This is a genomic window from Acidobacteriota bacterium (assembly GCA_034211275.1).
Taxonomy (GTDB): domain Bacteria; phylum Acidobacteriota; class Thermoanaerobaculia; order Multivoradales; family JAHZIX01; genus JAGQSE01.
In genome coordinates this window covers 1-19,510 of sequence record JAXHTF010000129.1, presented here as the reverse complement: position 1 = coordinate 19,510, position 19,510 = coordinate 1, and the positions used below count along the sequence as shown (strand labels likewise).

Genomic DNA, 19,510 nt, shown 5'->3' with positions numbered 1-19,510 from the left:
CCCGTGTGGGAGAGACACTCGCCAAGAGCGGATCGGGCAGCGGCGAGGCGCCAGTGATCCGGCCCGTAGGTTTCCTTCAACTCGCCCACACGGGGCAGCAGGAGGAAGCCGGGCGGCTGCTCCGGGAGGCCGTCGGTCAGCTGGAAGAGCAGCTGGGGGCCGAGACCGAGACGTTGCGCCGGGCCCGCGCCCGACTCGCCGACCATGACCTGCGCCACGGCGGGGATCCAGCGGCCTCCCGGCCGAGGGGCCTTTGACCGGTCTTTCGCTCGTATGCCACAATCCTCGTCCATGAGTCGGCCATTCCATCGCTTCCTCGCCCTCGCTGTCCTGTTGCTCTGGATGGCGCCGGGGGCGAGCGCGCTAGGTCTCGGCTTGCACCATGCGCTGGATCCCCACCACTCGGACAGCTCCCATCACCACTCCGGAACCTCTCATCACGAGACCGGCGCCGGGGAGAATCGCCCTGCGGGAGATCCGCCGACGCAGCCCGATGAGGATTGCCTGGAGGATTGGGCGCGCACGGCGACCCACGGCCATTCCCATGATGCGGAAGCGGAGCCGGACCACGGGCACGAGGCTGCGGTCACCGCACCGGTCTCGGCCGCGAAGATCGCGCCGCCGCTGGCGTCGGCCCTTCCGCAGGCGCTGACCGACACCGTCTTCCGTTCTCGTCCCCCCGCTTCGCCCCCACCGGGGCTCGGCTCCCCGCCTCCTCTCTTTACCGCCCACTGCTCGCTGCTGCTCTGATCCACGGTTCGTGGCCGGGTTCGTCGTGAACCCGAATCCTCGACCTGGAAAGGAGACAGCATGTTTCGCCTTGTCCTGGCCGGACTGATTCCGGCCCTCTGTACCGTTTCCGGTGCAGCCCAGTCAGCAACCTCTATCACCGAGGCGGAGTTCCTCGCCCTCTTGGACTCCACCCATCCCGCGTGGGTGGAAAGCGCCGAGGAGCTCGGCGTGGCCCGAGCTCGAGCCCGGGACGTGGCCCTGTGGCCCAATCCCGAGCTTGACGTCCTGCACAAAGATCTCGATCAGGCTACCCAGGAGACCGAGTGGAGCCTCGCCTGGCAGCTGCCCCACCTCGGCCGCCGGTCTCGGGTTGACGCCCGGGAACGAGCAGCCGGAGCGGCGGAGCTTCGGCTGCAGCAAACGCGGCTGGAGCTGCGGCTGGAGCTGCGAGAGGTCTACGCCCGATGGGCTCTGGCGGAGGCCCGCCGGCTGCGGTTGGAGAGCCAGGCCCAGCGGGTGGAAGGACTGGCTCGGCGGGAAGCCGCCCGGGCCGAGCGCGGTGAGACCTCGGGGCTCGAGCGAGACCGTTTGCAGCTCCTGGCCTCCCAGCTGCGCTCGCGGGTGGCCGTAGCTGCGGTAGAGGCCCGGGCGGCCCGGGGGTTGGCGGCGGGATGGTTCCCGTCGCTGGCGCCGGAGGTCGATCCCGAGCTGCCGAATCTGCCCAAGCCACCGGCCCTGCTCCCGGAAGAGACGGCCGCTTCGGAGCATCCCCGGGTGCGGGCCGCCCAGGAGGAGGTGACGGCGGCGACCCTCGAACGCCGGGCTGCGGGTTACCAGCTGAAGTCTCCGGAGCTGGCGGTGGGGTGGCAGCGGGTGGAGGATGAGATCACCTCGATCTCCGGCCCCACTATCGGTTTGACCTGGTCGCTCCCGCTCTTCGATCGGGGACAGGTGGAGCGGGCTCGGGCGGACGCACGGCTGTCGGCGGCCCGCGCTCGCCTGGAGCGTGCCCGCTCCCATCTCCAGGCCGGCCGAGACGCTGCCCGAGACAATCTTGGCCGACTGGTCGCGGCGGCCCGCGCCGCCGAGGCGGCGGTCTCCGATCACCGCCGCATGCTCGACGGTGCCGAGGCCGCCTTCCGCCAAGGGGAAGGAGGCCTCACCGACCTCCTCGAGACCCATCGGGCGGTCACCGAAGCTCAGCTCACCGTCCTCGAGCTCTACGAACAAGCCCTGGCGGCGGAGCGGACCCTGCAGCGGGTCTCGGCTTCGGTCCAGGGCTCCCAGCCCTCCATTACCCCAGATTCCTAGGAGATTGATCCATGCTTCGATACTCGTGCTTGTCGATTCTGCTGACCCTTTTCATCGTCACCACCGGCTGCGGACCGGGAGCTCCCTCGGAAGCGCCGGCTGCCGAGGCCGGTACCGCTGCCGACTCCGATGCTCCGGAGGCCGAGGACGCCGTAGCCGGGGAAGAGGTCCAATTCGAGCCGGCCTACCCTGAGGACGTGAGCTCCGAAGGGCTCAGCGAGGAAGATATGGCCCAGCAAGAGGCGGGCCATTCCCACTCGGAGGGTGGTGATCACGAAGGGGACCACTCCCATGGCGAGGAGGATCATTCCCATGGCGAGGATGAAGAGAACCATGACCACGACGATGGCCACTGAGAGCCCGCAAGGCACCTTCGTTGAGCGCCGGCGGCCGGCCCGGGTCTGGTGGAGAGTCGCCATCGGCGCGCTCGCCGGGCTGACCCTCGCTCTCGGCAGCCTGGCCGGTTGCGGCGGGCCGGCTGCCGAGCCGGCTGCCGGCTCCCACGGCGCCCATTCTTCGGAGGACGAGTCCGAGAGCTGGGCGGTGACCGCCTGGGGTGAGCGTTTCGAGATCTTTCCGGAGGTCGAGCCGCTGATCGCCGGACAGGTCGCCGTAGCCCACACCCACGTGACGGTGCTCGACGGCTTCACTCCCCTCCAGGATGGGTCGGTGGAGATTGTCCTCGCCGGGGCCTCCGGGGAGCAGAGCTTCTTGTCCTCGGAACCGAGTCGCCCCGGGATCTTCGCCGTTGAGATCGAGCCCTCCGTCGCCGGGGACTACGAGTTGCTCTTCCGCATCGAGGATGGCCGCGGCACGGAGGAAATCCGCGGTGGCAGGGTACGCGTGGGGACCCGGGAAGAGCCCGGGGGGATCCGTGTGGCGCCGGCACCCCGGGGAGCCACTAGCGGAGGGGAGCCCGTGAGCTTCCTCAAAGAGGAGCAGTGGCGCAGCGACTTCGGGACCCAGTGGGTGCGCCGAGGCCGCTTGCCGCGAGCCGTTGCCGGCCTTGCCAGGCTGCGGCCCCCGGCGGGGGGCGAGCGGGTGATCACCGCCCCGGTGGATGGGATGGTGCAGGCGCCCGCCGAATCCCACCGCTGGCCCTTCGAGGGAATGGCGGTGCGGCAGGGTGAGGCCCTCCTGCAGCTGCTTCCACAGATCGCCCCGGAGCGGAGTCTGGCGGCGCTGGAGGCGGATCTCCACAGCCTCACCGCGGAGCTCGAGACCGCCCGTGCCCGGAGCTCGCGGCTGGAAGAGCTCCTCGCCCTGGAAGCCACCAGCCGGCGGGAGGTGGAAGAAGCTCGGACGCGGCTCGAGACCCTCGAGGCCCGTCATGTCGCCGCGGCCCAGGATCTGGAAGCCGCCCGCGCTGCCCGCGCCGGAGAACGCTCTGGCGGCTCCACTGGAATTGACCTGCGGGCACCGTGGAAGGGTGCAGTGGCACAGGTGCTCGTGGCTCCGGGATCCACCGTTGCCGCCGGTGAGCCCCTGGCTCGGGTGGTGCGCACCGACCGGGTGTGGATCGAGGTGGCGCTGGCGCCGGCGGCGGCGGCACTGCTCGCCGACAGCGAGGTGCGGGGCGTGGTGCTCAGCGATCCGCAAGGCGCGCCCATGCGGCTCGAAGAGGGCGTTCGCTTGGTGTCCATCGCGCCGGAGGTCTCGCCGCGCAACGGCACCGTGGCGGCGCTGGTGGAGGCGCCGGCCGGTGGCCGATTGGCCCTGGGGGCGACCCTGGAGGCCTCCATCCTCACCGCCGAGACCTTGGAAGGGGTGGTCATTCCGGCGTCCGCGGTGGTGGACGACGGAGGAGTTTCCGTGGTCTACCTGCAGCTCGGAGGAGAGACCTTCGTGCGCCAGCCGGTGCGGGTGGAAGAGCGCCAGGGCGATGAGCTGCTGGTGGACGCGCTGATGGCGGGCCAGCGGTTGGTGAATCGTGGAGGCGCCGCCATTCGGCGCTCCTCGCTGATGGCCGGCGGCGAAGCTCACGGTCACGTGCACTGAGGGAGGCAAGCTGTGGGACGACTCGAAAGACTGATTCGCTCTTCCCTGCGCCACCCCTGGGTGGTGGTGGCAGCGGCAGCCCTCCTGGTGGTGCTTGGGGGCGGATGGATCGCCGGCCTGCCGGTGGACATCTTCCCCGACCTCTCCGCCCCGACGGTGACGGTGATCACCGAGGCGCCAGGACTGGCGCCGGAGGAGACCGAGCTGCTGGTCACCTTTCCCATCGAGTCGGCGGTCAACGGCTCGCCGGGGCTTCGGCGGGTGCGCTCGGTGTCGGCGGACGGCATCTCGGTGCTGTGGGCGGAGTTCCACTGGGGCACCGACATTTACCAAGCTCGCCAGGTGGTCACCGAGCGCTTGCAGCGGGTCGAGCTGCCGGTCCAGGCGGACCGGCCGGAGCTCGGCCCCATCTCGTCCATCATGGGCGAGATCACGTTCATCGCTCTCACCGTGGACGAGACCGTGGAAGAGCCCGTCTCGGTCATGGAGCTGCGGCGGTTGGCGGAGACCGTCGTGCGGCGGAATTTGCTCTCCATCTCCGGCATCTCCCAGGTCATCCCCATCGGCGGAGAGATCCGCCAGCTGCAGGTGACGGTGGAGCCGGCGGCCCTGGAGCAATACGACGTGGCTCTCGCAGAGGTGCTGGAGGCGGTGTCCCGGGCGAGCCGCAGTCCGGCGGCGGGATTCCACGTCGAAGGTGGTCAGGAATATCTGGTGCGCGGCCTTGGCCGGGCTCGCAGTCCGGCGGCGGTAGGGGCCGCGGTGGTGCGGGTGCGCGACGGCGTGCCGTTGCGGGTGGCCGACGTCGCCGAGGTGGCGTGGGGACCGGAGCCGGCCCGCGGCACGGCGTCCTACAACAACCGTCCGGCGGTGATCCTATCGGTGCAGAAGCAGCCCGACGCCAACACTCTGGGGCTCACCGAGGCCATTGACGAGACCCTTCGGCGCTTGCAGCTCACCTTGCCTTCGGGGGTGGTGTTGGAGACCGAGAACTTCCGCCAGGCCGACTTCATCGCGGTGGCCATCGGCAACGTCTCCGAGGCTTTGCGGGATGGTGCCATCTTGGTGGTTCTGGTGCTGGCCCTCTTCCTGGGTAGCCTGCGCACGACCCTCATCTCGGCGCTGGCCATCCCCTTGTCGCTGGTCGCCGGAGCGTTGGTGGTCTTCGCCCTCGGGCTGACCCTCAACACCATGACCCTGGGAGGGCTGACCATTGCCATCGGTCTGTTGGTGGATGACGCCATCATCGCCGTGGAGAACATCTTCCGCCGTCTCAAGGAAGACCACCGGCTGCCACCGGAGGAGCGCCGGCCGCTGACCGAAGTGGTGGCCGCCGCCACCCACGAGGTAGTGAGCCCGATTCTCTTCGCCACCCTGATCATCATGTTGGTCTTCCTGCCCATCTTCTTCCTGCCGGGCCTGGAGGGGCGGCTGCTGCGGCCCTTGGGTCTCGCCTTCATCGCCGCTCTGGCGGCTTCCCTGCTGGTGGCGCTGACGGTGACGCCGGTGCTCGCTTCGCTCCTTCTCCGCCGAGGGAGAGTTCTGGAAGCTCGCGAGCCTTGGCTGCTGAGGATTCTGCAGCGTGCCTACCGCCCCACCCTGGACTGGTGTTTGGAGCATCGCCGGGCCGTCGTCGTCGGGGCCGTTTTGCTGGTGGTGGCGGCGGCGGCACTGGTCCCTGGTCTGGGCCGCAGTTTCCTGCCGCCGTTCAACGAGGGCTCCCTCACCGTCTCGGTGGTCAGTCCTCCGGGTACGCCGCTGGCGGAGAGCGACCGCCTGGGCAGCCAAGTCGAAGAGATCTTGCTGAGCTTTCCCCAGGTTCGCTCCACCAGCCGCCGCACCGGCCGGGCGGAGAAGGACGAGCACGTCCAGGGGGTCAACGCCTCCGAGCTGGAGGTGGTGCTGGCGCCGCTGGAGGACGGCACCTCGAAGGATGAGCTGGTGGCCGCCATGCGGCGGGCGGTGGCCACCGTTCCGGGAACCACCGTCTCCTTCGGCCAGCCCATCAGCCACCGCATCGACCACATGATCTCGGGCTCCAAGACCAACCTGGCGGTGAAGGTTTTCGGCCCCGATCTAGGGGTGCTGCGGACCCTCGCCGCACGGGTCGAGGAGGTCCTGGAGACGGTCCCCGGCATCGTCGATCTCTCCAATCAGGAACAGGCAGCGGTCTCGCAGCTGATCGTTGATTTCGATCGTTCGGCCATGGCGCGCTACGGACTGACACCGGCGGACCTTTCCGAAGCTCTGGAGGTTCTCTTCCAGGGGGCGGTGGTGGGCGAGATCGTGGAGGACGCCGTGGTCGCCAGTATCGCCGTGCGGCTGCCGTCCCGGCTGCGCGACGGGGCTTCGGAGCTCGAGGCGCTGCCCGTCTCCACCCCCGCAGGAGAATTGGTTCGGCTGGGAGCGGTGGCCGAGGTCCGTCGCGACCTGGGCCCGTCGCTGATCCGGCGCGAGAACGTCCAGCGGCTGGCCATGGTCACCGCCAACGTGGTGGGGGCGGACCTGGCGGGAACGGTGGAACAGGCCCGGGACGCGGTGGAAGGGCAGGTGGAGATGCCCCAGGAGTATCTGGTGACCTTCGGCGGGCAGTTCGAGGAAGCGGCGCGGAGCGTGCGGACCCTCGGCTTGCTCGCGGTGCTCATCCTGGTGGGCATGTACGGCTTGCTCTACGTCGCCTTCCGCAGTCACCGAGACACCTTGGTGGTGCTGGTCAATCTGCCCCTGGCGTTGATTGGCGGCATCGCTGCGGTGGCGCTCACCGGCGGCGTTCTCTCCGTGGCGACCCTGGTGGGCTTCGTGACCCTCTTCGGTATCGCCACCCGCAACGGCGTACTGTTGGTGAACAATTACCAACGCCTGCTGGCCGCCGGTGCGCCGCTGACGGAGGCGGTGCGCCGGGGCTCCCAGGAGCGCATGGCGCCGATCCTCATGACCGCCCTCACCGCCGGCATCTCTCTGGTGCCGCTGGTGCTGGCGGCGGGAGCGCCGGGCAACGAAATCCAAAGCCCGATGGCCCAGGTGATCCTCGGCGGGCTGCTCACTTCGACCTTCCTCAATCTGGTGGTGGTGCCGGTCCTCTACCTGCGTCGGCCCGACTCCGGGTAGCCCTCGTAGGCGGTCCCTCGGTGGGGTCTTCCTCGGCCACCGGAAAACCTCCACCGCCGACGCACGTAGAATCGAGGGTACGTCCTACCGACCTGGTATCGAGAAGGAGGCCCCCATGATTCGCTTGCGCAAGCTCTCTACCCTCGCGGTGGCCGCGGCGCTGCTGGCCGCCGGCGGCTACACGCTGGTCCATTCCCCATCCACTGACGCCGCCGAGAAAGCTCAGGAGGCGAAGGGCCAATCTTCCGAAGGCCAGTCTTCCGAGGCGGGCATCGTCTCCGCCGGCCCGCTGGAGTTGGGTCCCGACGGCGTGCTCTTCCTCGGCGACCCCGAAGGGGCCGCGGTGTGGGCTCTGAAGATCGGCAAGGCTCCGGCCGCCGGCGGGGAAGCGATGGACGTCGTCGAGCAGGTGGACGCCAAGATCGGCGCGCTGCTGGGGGTCGGCCCCCGGGACGTGCGGGTTCGCGACATGGTGGTGGAGGAGACCTCCGGCACCGCCTATCTGTCGGTGATGCGCGGTCAGGGCGAGGCTCGGCGGCCGGCGTTGGTGACCATCGCCCGGGACGGAGTGGTGGCCCTGGTGGACCTCGACGCCACCCCCAAGACTCGCCTGGCTATCGACAACCCGCCGGAGGAGGACAACCGCTGGTATCGCCGCGGCGACCAGGTGATGACCGTCACCGACCTGGAGTTCATCGATGGCGAGCTCTTCATCGCCGGCCTTTCCAACGAGGAGTTCTCCTCCACCCTGCGCCGCTCCCCCTATCCCTTCGCCGGCCCGGCCAAGGTCACCGGGCTGGAGATCTTCCACGGCGCCCATGGCAAGTACGAGACCCACGCGCCCATTTTCAGCTTCATTCCCATGGAGCTGGGCGGCAAGAAACATCTCCTCGCCGGTTATCTGTGCACCCCGCTGGTCACCTTCTCCCTCGACGACGTCAAGGGCAAGAGCCAGCTGCGCGGCAAGACCATCGCCGAGCTCGGCTGGGGCAACGTGCCCACCGACCTGGTGCCCTACAGCTACGACGGCGTGGACTGGGTGCTGGTCAACAACACCCGCCGCGGCGCTATGAAGATCAAGGCCGCGGACATCGCCGCGGCGAATCAGAAGCCCGGCATCACTGACGAGGTGGGACCGCGTTCCGGTCTGGTGGATCACAGCGCCCCCCTTGGGGCCGTCGCCCATCTCGACCGCCTGGACGATGAGCATGTGATGATCCTCGGCCGTGCCTTGGAAGACGGCTCGCTCTACCTCCTCGCCCGCTCCACGCAGTGGATCTAAGCCGGTGAGTCGAGGTCGGGGGTGGATCGTCGGCCTGCGCGGGTCGTCGGTCCCGGCCTTGGCCGCCCTCTGCCTGCTCCTGGGCTTCGCCGGCTGTCAGCAGGGGGCCGAACCAGACATCCTGTGGTCGGAGGAGGCCGTCGAGCTTCTCGGCGCTCCGGCGCTCCCCCTCGAGGAGGCCCGGGAGCGGTTCCCGGTGCACACCGAGGAGAGCCTCGCCGCTGGCCATCCGGCCCTCGCCGGGAGCTATGAATCGCAGGGCGACCGGCTGCGCTTCACTCCTTCCTTCCCGCTGGCTCCGGGGCAGAGCTACATCGCCCGCTGGCTCGGTCCGGACGGCGAGGAGCTGTTGCGGGGGGAGCACACCGTCCCGTTGCCGGATCTCGCGCCTCAGGCGCGGGTGGTGGCGATCTATCCCGGCGGTGAGGAGCTACCGGCCAACCTCCTGCGGATCTATCTGGAGCTGTCGCATCCCATGAGCACCGGCGAGGCGGTGGGGCATATTCGGCTGTTGCGCTTGGAGGATGGTGGAGAGTCGGAGGTCGTCGAACCCTTCGTCGCTCCTGACACGGAGCTGTGGGATCCGGAGCGTCGCCGCCTGACCCTGCTCTTCGATCCCGGCCGCCTCAAACAGGGCGTCGGGCCGAATCTGGAGCTCGGCCCGGTGCTCGTCCCCGGCGGCCGCTACCGGCTGGAGGTGGACGCTGCCTGGCGCGATGCCCGTGGTGCGCCCCTGGCCGAAGGCTTCTCCCACAGCTTTCGGGTGGTCGACCCCGACCGCAGCCCGCCGGATCCGGCCCGATGGACCCTGACTCCGCCGCCGGAAGCCGATGCAGCGCTGGCGATCCACTTCCCCGAGCCCCTGGACCGCGCCCTCCTGGCCCGGTGTTTGGAGGTCGAAACCGCCGCCGGCGAGCGCGTAACCGGCCGCATCGAGATCCCCGCCGGCGAGCGCTCGTGGCGCTTCGAGCCCGAGGAGCCCTGGTCCGCCGGTGCCTACCGCGTGGTGGTCGCCCCGATCCTCGAGGACCCCTCCGGCAACCGCCCCGGCCGCCCCTTCGATGCGCCCCTCGGTGCCCACGGCGAGCCCGCCGCGCCACCGGAGGAGGTGGTGCTCCAGGTCCGGTTCGAGCTGAACTAGACCCTAGAAGTGTCTTAGGGGCGCAAGGGTTGGTCCGTTGGCCGAGTCGTACCATGGTACGATCAAGGTATGGCTGTAACCAAGCGCAAGATCTCTCTGTCCCTCGATGAAGACTTGGTGGCGGAGCTCGAGCACCTGGGGCAGAGCCTTTCAGCCCAGGTCAACGAGGCGGTGCGACTAGACCTCGAGCGCCGCCGCCGCCTGCGCCTCCTGACGGAGCTCCTGGACGAGCTCGATGAAGACCAGGGGCCAGTGGATGAGGCGCTGGTCGAGAAGTACACCCGGCTACTGCAATGAGCCGCTGCGTGGTCCTCGATTCCGAAGCTTTGTCCGCCCTGGCCGGGTCTTCCGGACCCCGCAACCAGGAAGTCCGAGCAGCGCTCCGAGCGGCGGTCCGGCTGGATCGCGAAGTCGTCGTTCCTGCGGTCATCCTGGCGGAGCTCTATCGCGGGCCTCGGCACAACCAGCTGGTGGACGCTTGCCTGTCCCGGGAGACGGGGATCCACGTCCGCGACACCGATCGCGAGCTGGCCCGGCTCGTCGGGGGAGTGCTGGCTGCCGCCAGCAAGGGCTCTCGGTATCTGGCGGATGCCCACGTCGTCGCCGCCGCTGTGGATCAGGGCGGAGGGGTTGCACTGACCGGGGACGAAAAGGATCTTCAAGAGCTTGCTGCAGCCTATGGCAATGTTGTGGTGGTGGGGCTTCCTTGAGGCTCGGGACCGCCGTTGATGACTTCCAGCCCTGTTGACGAAGGGAGCCTGCCATGCCCAGACAACACACTCACGAAGAGATCTTCCCCATCTCCGCAGAGCGCCTCTTCGCTTTGCTCCACACCCCCAGCGCCATTCGCGGCTGGTGGGGGGCGGCGCGGGTGATCGTGGTGCCGGAGGAGGGGGGCCTGTGGGCGGCGGCCTGGGGGGAGGATGAAGATGCGCCGGACTACATCACCGTTTCGACGCTCCAGTCCTTCGACCCGCCGCGGAAAATGACCTTGGGGGACTACCGCTACGTTTCCAACGACGGTCCCCTACCCTTCGAGGCGGACTTCGTCACCACCTTCGAGGTCGAACCCGTGGATGACGAAAGCGCGCGGCTGCGGGTGATCCAGGACGGCTTCCCCGACGCCGCTGAAGCGGATGACTTCTATGCCGCCTGCGAATCCGGCTGGCGCGACACCTTTGCCGGGATTCGCCGCTTCTTGGACGGCTGAGTCCTCCCTTTCTCGAGCGACTCTGAGCGGATTTCTCCACCTCCGCAGAGCTGGCTCTTCCCTCGCGCTTTGTCCCTTCCGTCCTCGGCGTTGGCCTTGGACCGCCCGCCTCATGATGGTGTCGTCGATCACGCCCTGCAGACCGCGGGAGAAAGCTCAGGAGACACCTGATGGGGTGCGGGAGCTAGCGCTTGCCGCCGGTGATGAAACGGCCCCCGTGGTGGGAGTTGAATTTGTGCAGGTCTCGGTTGAGCAATTGGATCACGCCTCCTCCTTCGGCGCCTCGGCCGGTGCCGAAGGCGTCGGTGGAGTGGTGCCAGGTAAATCCCTCGATCCGGTAGTCCTTCACCCCCGTTCTGGACATATCGCCGAAGGCCTCGAGGATCCTCTTCTGCTCCGCGAGGGTGAAGCGGTGTTTGAAAGTCGGGTCGGCCTTCCACAGGGCCTTCATCTCTCTTGTGGCGGCTCCAAATTGGGCCGCATCGGTGGCGGCGGCGCCCCTCTTGCTGTGAGGTAGCCGCGTATCGAAGAAGGATGCCCGGTTGAAGTCGGGTTCCTCCGGGCTGAATCGGGGAAGCTTGATCTTGCCCCGCATTCCCGGCTGGGCGCGACCCTTGTAGATGCGCTGGCCCTTCTTGTTGAGACGGGTTTTCGACCGACGACCCTGGGTGGCACTGGGGCTGTTGGCTGCCCGTGTCTTCCCGCGAGCGGAGGTTCGGAGGCTCGTCGGCTTGCGGCGCGGTGAACGAGTTCGGGAGGGCAGCCGCGCGTACTGCTGCACTGGGGCCCGGCCGGTCTTCGCGCGCATCCCTGGGGTCGGGGCGAAGTTGAAGAGTTGGGCCATGGCGTGGATCTTGACGGGATCGTTGGTGAGCAACATGGCGTACATCGCGCCGGCCCCCGCCATGGGAGACCCGGCGATGAGTCTGCCGGTATCCATCTGCAGCTGGAAGAGAGCTCTCTGCCGGTTCTTCTCATGCTGGCCCGCCGTGATGTTGCGTCCCTGGCCGTCCAAGACCCTTTGGGCGTTGGCCCGCTCCAGCTCGTGGAGCATCTCCCAGAGATTGCTCCAGTCGGGATTGCGCAGGAGCTCCTTCGCCATCTCCCGGTTGAGCTCGATCTCGGCATTCCGTGTCTGGATCTCGGCCTGCTCCCTCGGCGTGCGGAAAACATCCTCGGCAAAAGGGGACTCGTAGGTCTGCCGGTGCTCCGGAGCCGTTCGCAGCTCGTCCGGTGCCACCGGAGCGGGGGTGGTCCGGTGGGCGCGGAATCGTTCGTCGGGAGCCTGCTGGGCCGGGCTCTCGCTGGATGGGGCCTGGTCTCCGGGGACCTCTCTCGCGCGGGACGGAGCGGCCTCCTCCCCCGCTGGTTCCGCTGGCTCTCGTTGTGTTTGGTCTGCGCGGGAAGTGGGGCCGTTGGGGACATCCTCCGCCGCGGTGTCCGGGCGCCCGATGATTTCCACCGTGGGAAAGAAGTGGTACTGGCCGTGCTCGTCGGACCGGTAGGTGTCGTCCGCTGCCGGTGCCTTGGGAGAGTCGCTTTGGGGAGCCGGGCGGTGAGCTTCTTCGGTCTTCGCGGAGGGTTGGGACAGTTCTTGCTGGAGGTCCGAGAGCTCCTCCAGCGACGGCGTCTGCCCCGAGGCGACCGAGCGGACAGTTTCAATGGTGGAGGAAAAACTACTGGCGAGCCCCTTCTCGACCATCGAGGCCGCCGATTTGAGCACTGCACCGAGGACGGGAAGCGGCATTAGATCCGCCGATCCGCCACCGGGGGCCGCAGGAAAACCCGGCCTTCCAGCCGGGCGGAGAGATAGTCGAAGACGCCCTGGTGGTGCTCGCCGATGCGCAGGCTGATGGACTCTCCCTCTGCTAGCGAGGCGCTGACGCCGAGGCGTAGGTCGAGACGCCGGGGCGGCCCGGTGGGCTCTTGGTAGAGGTGGTAGTCCTCGGCCCCCGCTAGCAGCTCGTGGAGCGAGTGGTAGGAGTGGGTGGGCTCGACCCGTTCCAAGAGGCTGACGGAGCGCAGCAGCGGCCGGCCCAGGGACTCGGCGTCTCGCGGGCCTTGGTGGCGTTCCAGGAGGTAGGCGTCATGGTTGACTCGGGCGCCGAGCTCCAGCTGGTAGGCCATGACCTTGCGCGCCGCCGTCCCCAGGCCGTCCCGAAGGCGGCGGTCTGAGGGCTTGCCCGAAGCGATGAGGGAGATCACCTCCCCGGCGTCCGGATCCTCTACGTCCTGGCCGGGTCCCCAGACGCGCAATTTGAGGCTGTATTGGAAGCCATCGTCGGGAGTGCGTTTGGAGGTGGCCAGATCCCAGGCGGCGGAATCGAGATGCACCGCTTCCGGCAGGCGGTAGGTGGCGGAACGCCAGAAGCTCGCGCCCTCGCCGGTGGAAACCAGAGTGGCGAGGCCGTCCACCTTCAGGCAACGTAGCCCCTGGAGAGTGCCGCGTTCCAGATCCTCGTAGCCGCCGACGGTGTGCACCCGATGCTGATACGGGTCCTTGTACAGTGACGGGAACATCTCCTTCGTGACCTCGACGGTGAGCAGCGGCCGCGGCGAGCGCCGGAGCAACCGCGGAAGATCCTTGCCCTCGATGTGCAGGTCGATGCCGGAAACCTCCAGCACCTTGCCTCGATAGACCTCGGGAGTCCGACCGACCCGGTCCGGCAGGGCGAGATTGACTTCCTTGGGATCGGCGTCGAAATCGACGAGATAGGCCGAGTGCCCGGCCAGAGCAGCCTGATCAATAATCATCGCGCGCTACCTCCTCCCGCAAATCGAACCAGACGTCTAGGTGCACCGGGTCGTCGCCCTTGCCCACCTGGGTCGGACTGCGCCCGAGGCGCACGCGGAGCATCTCGTCCGTCGTCCGATACATGGCGTCGGCGGTGGCGGGAAGGGTCAGGTTCAAAGGAATGCGGCCGGTGACGATATCCACCAGCCGGTCCTGCCAGACGATCTCGGCGCCCCGCACGCGCTCCGGAATGGACCCGCCGACGGGGTTGCGGCGCACCCGCCGGCGGGTTTCCCCTTGCAGGAAGTCCGTTCGCGAGCGGCCTTGTTGATAGCCGTTCTGCAGATGTTGAGCGTAGCTGTAGCCGGACCGGTGGGCCTGGAGCGAGATGGTTCCCGCGGTACCGATGGAGTTGGAGAGAAGCAGGGTGGGAACTCCCATGGAGGCGGAGAGGGAGCCCCCCAGGGATCCCCCTCCGTTGAACGAGAAGGGCACGGCAGAGATCCCGCCACCGCCGCTGACTCCGGGGCTCAAGCCGAGGCTGAAGCCGTTGACCAGGAAGAGCTGGCTCAGGTTGGTGGCGATGAAGTCCCGGAAGAGAGTGCCGGCGACGGTGGAGAACTCGTTGAGTAGGGCGTTGGTGGTGGCCTCGAGGTTGGCGGAATTCGGGGGCAGCGTGCCGAGGACGATATTCGTCGCCGCCAGCACTGAAGACTCGAAAGACTGCCAGGTGTTCCACAAGGTCTCGAAATACGGCGGCAGATTGATGTTCCACACCCCCTGGACCCGCAGCCGCTCCCGGAAAGCGGCGTTGTTGGACGCCCGCCCCCAAGGAGCCCAGATTTCATTGGGAGCATCTCCCTTCCACAGCGCGTAGGTGTCCGGGTCGAGACCGTCGGGGCTGCCCATGACTCCCAACACCGCGTCGAGGAAGAATTGATCGGCGCCGCTGACGTGACGCAGGTGGCTGCGGGACTCTTGATTGCCGAAAGCGTTGAAGCCGTGGTCGCCGGCGGTCTGCTGCCCCACCGCCAGGGACGGATTCGGATTGGGGTCGTCGGTCGGGCCGACGGACGGCCACGATGGCTCGACGCCGTCGCCGGTCTCGAGCCGGTTCCAGCCTCCGCTGCGGCTCGAGCTGTCGTGCAGGCTGTAGCCGCCGGGCAGGGTGGTGGCGACCTCGTCCTCTACCGCGTGGCGCCGATGATTGCCGTACAGTCGGGCGGCGCCCGTCTGCAGCAGGTCCAAGAGGCTGCTGGCACTGAACAGCACCGACGACACTTGCCCAGCCACCAGATGCTCCACCTCGAGGGAGAAGCCATCCGGTCCTAGCCGCGAGTAGTCGCCGGCCAGATCCTGGCCGATGAGCCGGAAGTGGAGTGCCCCGACGTGCTGCCGCCGCGCTGCCCTCGGTGTCACCACGACGTGGACGGACTGCACCAGCTCGACGTCCTGGACGAAGATCGAGCCCTCCTCCTCGGCTCGGATCACCAGCGCGAAGTAGCGGCTGGCGGACGCACGACGGAACTTGGCGGTGTGGTCCCGATCTCCCGTGGTGACGCCCTCCTGGGAGTAGATCAAGGTGGCGTAGCGATCCTCGGCGAAGTCGCCCTTCGGCGAGCACGGTGCGACGCCCTCCGGAGGGTCCAGCTCCCAGACCTCGAGGGTTACCGATGGCCCCGGCGAAGAGTCGGTGAGATAGGCCGGCGCGCGGCGGAAGGCGAAACGCAACCCAGCGGTACAGCGCCGGTGCTCCTCCGCCTGCTCGAAATAGAGATGCACCGCGTCCCCAACCTCCAAGCGGCCGGTACCGAAGCGTTCGGTGAAGGTGCTGCCGCCGGCGGTGTAGGTGCGCCGCGCCGCTGCACCACCGAAGGCGCTGGCTGCCGAGCACGGGTAGTAACGGTCGTCCTCGAGGTAGAGATAGTCGGCACAGGCGCCGGCGTAGGTGGCCTGCTGCTGGGGCGAGCCGGCGGTCAAGGGCTTCTCGAAGTAGGAGCGATCCCTGTGGCCGCCCACTTGCACCGCCGCGAGCAGACCGGCAGGGGTGCGGGGGCGGTAGCGGGTGTGCTCCCGATGCCCGCAGACGAAGACGAAGGGCATGGCCACGAACCAGCGCTCGTGGAGGTTGCGAGCAGGGTGGATGCGCTTGGGAAAGTCCGAGAGGCGCAGCAGCAGGTGGTCGCTGATCACCGGTCCGGTGGCGAGCTGATGGGCGCCGCTGTGGGAGCAGGGTTCCTGGAGCGAGACGGCCACCTCGTCGTCGATGAAGCCATCACCGTGCTGCGCCCCCCAGCTCACCCGCAGCTCCCGGGGCAGCCCGAAGTTGGCGGAGTTGTCTCCCCGGGTGGTGACGTAATAGGGCAGGTAGGGATAGCCGCCGTAGCAGATACCGCCAATGGGGGGCGCCTCAGCGGGCAGGTCGAGGGAGATCTTGAGCTCCACCCACAGCCGGCGGCTGAGATCCTCGTCAACCACCTCCGGGCCGGTGACATAGAGGGAGAAGAAGCGCCCGATGTTGTGGAATGGCAAGTCCGGTGGTAGCTGGAAAGTGGGGATCCCGGAGCCCTGGGCGTAGTTTCCCGAGCTGAGGATCACATTGCTGGGTAGGAGATCCTCGTATCGGGGATCTTGAACGAAGCTGCCGTCGGTGGCACTGGTCCGCTCCTCGATGACGATGTCGCCGGCGGTTAGTAGCGGTGAGTGGGCGGTGACCTCGACCTGAGAGATGGCCAAGGCGTCGTCGAGGGTGCTCCGCAGAGGGTAGAGGTTCGTCTTCAGCACGCGGTGCTTCTCCCGTGGTGACCCGCTCGTCGTGAGGCCCGAAGTGGGCTCTCCGGTGCGGGGTCTTGAACGATCTCGGGTCGACGGGATCCACTGCTGCGACGAGCCCGAACGGATGGTCGGCGCGATCCGAGGATCGCTTTCTTGGAAATCTGCATAAGCTTATGCGATCTCCAGCTCTGGCCCTAGTCGCGTCCTGGAGGCTCCGGGCACGAACCGCCGGACGCTGGCTTGGGCTCGCGACCGCGCAGCCGGTGTACCGAGGGGATTGGTGTCTTGGAGTTGGTGTCTTGGAGTTGGTGTCGTGGAGGAGGGGAAGAGTCTCGGAGATCTTGTGGAGACTCTGGTAACTTGGTACACTGGTACCACTGTGAGCAAGAGTATTTCAAAAGCCTCTCCCCACAACTCCACTGCCTCGCTCCGAGTCGAGCGGGTTCAATCCGGCGTTCGCATCGAGAAGCGGATTCTCAAGGTGCTCAAGGCCTTGGCCGAGTACCTGGATCTCAGCCTCGGCGATCTGCTGGAGGGTATGGCGCTCCACGCCTTCGAAGGGAAGGCTCCCTTCAGTCCCGAAACCCTGGCGAAGATCGAGCAGCTCAAGTCGGTCTACGGTCTCGACCTCGACGCTTCCGCTAGCCATCGAATGGAGGAAGGATCATGATCGGTTCCGAGGACCGCTTCGCTGGTGGAGGCTTGAGCGATGAGGAGCTGTTGGCCGGGTTCGAGCAGGCCTCTTTGCGCCCCGGCGAGTTCCGCCACGCGGACCACATCCGCATCGCCTGGCTTTACCTTCAGCGCTATCCGGCGGCGCAGGCGCTGGAGCGCTTCGTGACCAACCTCCAGCGGTTGGCGCAGGCCCTCGGCGCCGACGGCCTCTACCACGAGACCATCACCTGGTCTTATCTCTTCCTCATTCGTCAGCGGCTCGCGGAGGAGGAGTCCTGGGCCGACTTCGCCCGCCGCAACCCCGACCTCTTCCAATGGCCCAGCCCGCTACTGGCGCGCTACTACTCCGCCGAGCTCCTCGAATCGGAGCGCGCCAAGCGCTGCTATCTGCTCCCCGACCGGCTTTCGGCTTAGGAGCTTTGGCAGGGGTTGATCCAGCGCAAGCCTGGGAAGCGGGCGAAGTCGGTATCGGTGGTGTAGAGCACATAGCCCCGCTGTCGAGCCAGAGTCGCTAGATGGGCGTCGGTAGTCAGATTGCCGGCGGTACCCAGGGCGGTTACCGCTTCCCGCAAACCGGTCAGGTGGCGATCCGATGGATGAGGGATGTGGATGTGGGGAAGCTCCAGCCAACATTCGAGGCGCTCCAGCACTTCATCCGCCGGAAGCGGCCGTTGGAGGATCTTGCGGTGGGTCGAGATGCGCAAGAAGCCCAGGATTACGACCCAGGCGAGGCCGACACCCTCAGTGCCGGCCAGACAGGCATCCCACCAAGCCCTCGCTCGTTCGTGAACCGGTGAGTCCGAATTGTGAGCGTGGATGAGGACGTTGACGTCCGGCAGAATCATTCTTTGGACCGTTGGAGAGACTCGGCGAAGGATTCCGCTTCGAGCTCATCGACCAACTGATTCAGCTTGTCCGGATCGATTCCAGGGCGAAGACCGAAGGAGTGGGGAATGGTCTTGGGCGGATCAGCGGGCGCTGCTTCCGACCCCGGCCCCAATCCCGACCGAATCGCGGTGTTCACCATCTCTTTGAAGGAGATACCGAGCTGACGAGCTCGCAGCTTGAGAATCTGAGCTAGATCATCGTCCAAGGTGAGGGTCGTTCGCATGTAGACATCATTGATGATCGGTATGTTGATGTCAAGGCATCAAGCGCTCAGGCGGCCGACCGGAGCCCGTCGAGGAGGCGGATGGCGCCCTCCTAAGGGCCCTTCCTCCGCGTCGGTCCGTGGTAGCTTCCCACCATGGCACGCTTCGTCGCTTTCTTGCGCGGGATGAACCTCGGTGGCCGGCGGATCACCAACGAGGATCTCTGCGCCGCCTTCACCCGCCTCGGCTTCGAGGGCGCCAGCGCCTTTCTGGCCTCCGGCAATGTGGTTTTTGATGCCGCCGACAAGGCGGAGGCCGTAGCGCAGAGGGTGGAAGGGGGCCTGGCGGAAGAGCTCGGGTATCCCGTACCGACCTTCCTGCGCAGCGCCGAAGAAGTCCTCGCCGTCGCCGCCGTCCAACCCTTCGCAGAGCGCTCCGGCCACGATCAGCGAGGCAAGCTGCAGGTCATCTTTCTTCAGCAAGCGCCGGGTACCTCCGCCGCCGAGGCCGCCCTCGCTCTTGACAGCGAGGAGGACTGGCTGACCATCGAAGGGCGCGAGCTGTTCTGGTTGCCAAGCGGTGGAGTGTCTACGTCGGAGCTCGACTGGAAGGTCCTCGAGAAATCGGTTGGCCCGACCACCACCCGCACCAAGAACACGGTCCAGCGGCTGTCGAAGAAGTTTCTGTCTTGATCTCTGGCTGAGCCGCTCCGGGCCTGCAGAACGATTCTGACCCAAATGTCGAAATCGCCCTCGGTTGTTCGACCAGTGGGTGAGCGTCACTCAAGGCGCCGGAACCGAGGAGTTCGACCATGAAATACATGCTGATGATGCAGGCCCAACACGGCTCCGGATACTGGGAGATCACCCAGTGGGCAGCGGAAGACTTCAACGCTCATCTCGAGTACATGAAGGATCTCTACCGGAAGCTCACCGAATCCGGAGAGCTGGTGGGCGCGGAAGGATTGGCGCCGCCGAAAGAAGCCCGGATGGTGCGAGCCGGCAGAGGCGGTCGGCCGATCGTGACGGACGGCCCCTTCGCCGAGACCAAGGAATTCATCGCCGGCTTTTGGATCGTCTCGGTCGATACGCCGGAGCGAGCGTACGAGATCGCTGCGGAGGCTTCCTCGGCCCCCGGGCCGGGGGGCGAGCCGCTGATCATCCCCATTGAGGTTCGCCAGGTTCCGGATGCGCCCCCTTCGCCCCACTAAGGGGTTCGAGACAACGAAAAAGCTAAGGAGCAAGCCATGCCCAAGGCCAAAATTCGCCAAAAGATCACTCCCAACCTCTGGTTCGACCACCAAGCGGAGGAAGCGGCGCGTTTCTACACCTCGCTCTTCGACAACTCGAGCATCGGCAGAACCACTTACTACGACAGCGCTAGCGCCGCCATGGCGGGGCGCCCCGAGGGCTCGGTGTTGACCGTGGAGTTCGAGCTCGACGGCCAGACCTTC

The 19,510-nt window shown here is 67.3% G+C and carries 21 protein-coding genes; 16 read left to right on the top strand and 5 right to left on the bottom strand.

The window, feature by feature from the left end; translation table 11 throughout:
* The 11 genes from SX243_17760 to SX243_17710 form a co-directional block, all read left to right on the top strand.
* The coding region (locus tag SX243_17760; GenBank protein ID MDY7094822.1) for a hypothetical protein at window positions 1–257 on the top strand (257 nt) is incomplete at its 5' end.
* Window positions 258–291: 34 nt separating this feature from the next.
* Complete coding sequence (locus tag SX243_17755) at window positions 292–750, top strand: hypothetical protein (protein ID MDY7094821.1); 459 nt, start codon at window positions 292–294, stop codon at window positions 748–750.
* Between the two features lie 60 nt (window positions 751–810).
* Window positions 811–2,043: a TolC family protein gene (locus SX243_17750; GenBank protein MDY7094820.1), complete on the top strand. Its 1,233-nt coding sequence runs from the start codon at window positions 811–813 to the stop codon at window positions 2,041–2,043.
* An 11-nt stretch (window positions 2,044–2,054) separates the two neighbouring features.
* Complete coding sequence (locus SX243_17745; GenBank protein ID MDY7094819.1) at window positions 2,055–2,399, top strand: hypothetical protein; 345 nt, start codon at window positions 2,055–2,057, stop codon at window positions 2,397–2,399.
* Window positions 2,377–4,041 carry an efflux RND transporter periplasmic adaptor subunit gene (locus tag SX243_17740; protein MDY7094818.1) on the top strand — a complete coding sequence of 555 codons (1,665 nt, stop codon included), beginning with the start codon at window positions 2,377–2,379 and terminating at the stop codon, window positions 4,039–4,041. Before SX243_17745 ends, SX243_17740 begins: the two co-directional genes overlap by 23 nt.
* Before the next feature lie 12 nt (window positions 4,042–4,053).
* On the top strand, window positions 4,054–7,149 hold the full coding sequence (locus SX243_17735) for an efflux RND transporter permease subunit (protein ID MDY7094817.1): 3,096 nt from the start codon (window positions 4,054–4,056) through the stop codon (window positions 7,147–7,149).
* Between the two features lie 115 nt (window positions 7,150–7,264).
* Window positions 7,265–8,431: a hypothetical protein gene (locus SX243_17730; GenBank protein ID MDY7094816.1), complete on the top strand. Its 1,167-nt coding sequence runs from the start codon at window positions 7,265–7,267 to the stop codon at window positions 8,429–8,431.
* Between the two features lie 4 nt (window positions 8,432–8,435).
* On the top strand, window positions 8,436–9,572 hold the full coding sequence (locus tag SX243_17725) for a hypothetical protein (GenBank protein ID MDY7094815.1): 1,137 nt from the start codon (window positions 8,436–8,438) through the stop codon (window positions 9,570–9,572).
* 69 nt (window positions 9,573–9,641) lie between these two features.
* Window positions 9,642–9,869 (top strand): type II toxin-antitoxin system CcdA family antitoxin, encoded by a 228-nt coding sequence (locus SX243_17720; GenBank protein ID MDY7094814.1) that lies wholly within the window; start codon window positions 9,642–9,644, stop codon window positions 9,867–9,869.
* A gap of 8 nt (window positions 9,870–9,877) precedes the next feature.
* Window positions 9,878–10,282, top strand: a complete 405-nt coding sequence (locus SX243_17715) for a PIN domain-containing protein (protein MDY7094813.1) — start codon at window positions 9,878–9,880, stop codon at window positions 10,280–10,282.
* Between the two features lie 53 nt (window positions 10,283–10,335).
* Window positions 10,336–10,782, top strand: a complete 447-nt coding sequence (locus tag SX243_17710; GenBank protein ID MDY7094812.1) for an SRPBCC domain-containing protein — start codon at window positions 10,336–10,338, stop codon at window positions 10,780–10,782.
* 184 nt (window positions 10,783–10,966) lie between these two features.
* Here SX243_17710 and SX243_17705 read toward each other — a convergent pair whose 3' ends face one another.
* Genes SX243_17705 through SX243_17695 form a run of 3 tightly spaced genes read right to left on the bottom strand, consistent with a single transcriptional unit; the run spans window position 10,967 to window position 16,300 of the window.
* Window positions 10,967–12,529: a hypothetical protein gene (locus SX243_17705; GenBank protein MDY7094811.1), complete on the bottom strand. Its 1,563-nt coding sequence runs from the start codon at window positions 12,527–12,529 to the stop codon at window positions 10,967–10,969.
* The gene (locus tag SX243_17700; protein ID MDY7094810.1) at window positions 12,529–13,536 is read right to left on the bottom strand and encodes a hypothetical protein; all 1,008 of its coding nucleotides are present in this window, start codon (window positions 13,534–13,536) and stop codon (window positions 12,529–12,531) included. The genes SX243_17705 and SX243_17700 overlap by 1 nt, the downstream gene beginning before the upstream one ends.
* Window positions 13,526–16,300, bottom strand: coding sequence for a hypothetical protein (locus SX243_17695; protein MDY7094809.1), 2,775 nt, complete (start codon window positions 16,298–16,300; stop codon window positions 13,526–13,528). The genes SX243_17700 and SX243_17695 overlap by 11 nt, the downstream gene beginning before the upstream one ends.
* A gap of 382 nt (window positions 16,301–16,682) precedes the next feature.
* Between SX243_17695 and SX243_17690 the strand changes: the two genes are divergently transcribed.
* On the top strand, window positions 16,683–16,961 hold the full coding sequence (locus SX243_17690; GenBank protein MDY7094808.1) for a hypothetical protein: 279 nt from the start codon (window positions 16,683–16,685) through the stop codon (window positions 16,959–16,961).
* A complete protein-coding gene (locus SX243_17685; protein ID MDY7094807.1) occupies window positions 16,958–17,380 on the top strand; it encodes a hypothetical protein in 423 nt (140 codons plus the stop codon). Before SX243_17690 ends, SX243_17685 begins: the two co-directional genes overlap by 4 nt.
* On the opposite strand, the gene SX243_17680 is transcribed toward SX243_17685, so the two are convergent.
* A complete protein-coding gene (locus SX243_17680) occupies window positions 17,377–17,811 on the bottom strand; it encodes a type II toxin-antitoxin system VapC family toxin (protein MDY7094806.1) in 435 nt (144 codons plus the stop codon). The two genes, SX243_17685 and SX243_17680, sit on opposite strands and share 4 nt — an antisense overlap.
* A complete protein-coding gene (locus SX243_17675; protein MDY7094805.1) occupies window positions 17,808–18,077 on the bottom strand; it encodes a CopG family transcriptional regulator in 270 nt (89 codons plus the stop codon). Before SX243_17675 ends, SX243_17680 begins: the two co-directional genes overlap by 4 nt.
* A 135-nt stretch (window positions 18,078–18,212) precedes the next feature.
* Between SX243_17675 and SX243_17670 the strand changes: the two genes are divergently transcribed.
* The 3 genes from SX243_17670 to SX243_17660 all read left to right on the top strand — a co-directional run.
* Window positions 18,213–18,749, top strand: a complete 537-nt coding sequence (locus tag SX243_17670) for a DUF1697 domain-containing protein (protein ID MDY7094804.1) — start codon at window positions 18,213–18,215, stop codon at window positions 18,747–18,749.
* A gap of 119 nt (window positions 18,750–18,868) precedes the next feature.
* Window positions 18,869–19,267 (top strand): YciI family protein, encoded by a 399-nt coding sequence (locus SX243_17665; GenBank protein MDY7094803.1) that lies wholly within the window; start codon window positions 18,869–18,871, stop codon window positions 19,265–19,267.
* 36 nt (window positions 19,268–19,303) lie between these two features.
* A partial coding sequence (locus SX243_17660; protein ID MDY7094802.1) for a VOC family protein occupies window positions 19,304–19,510 on the top strand: 207 nt, incomplete at its 3' end.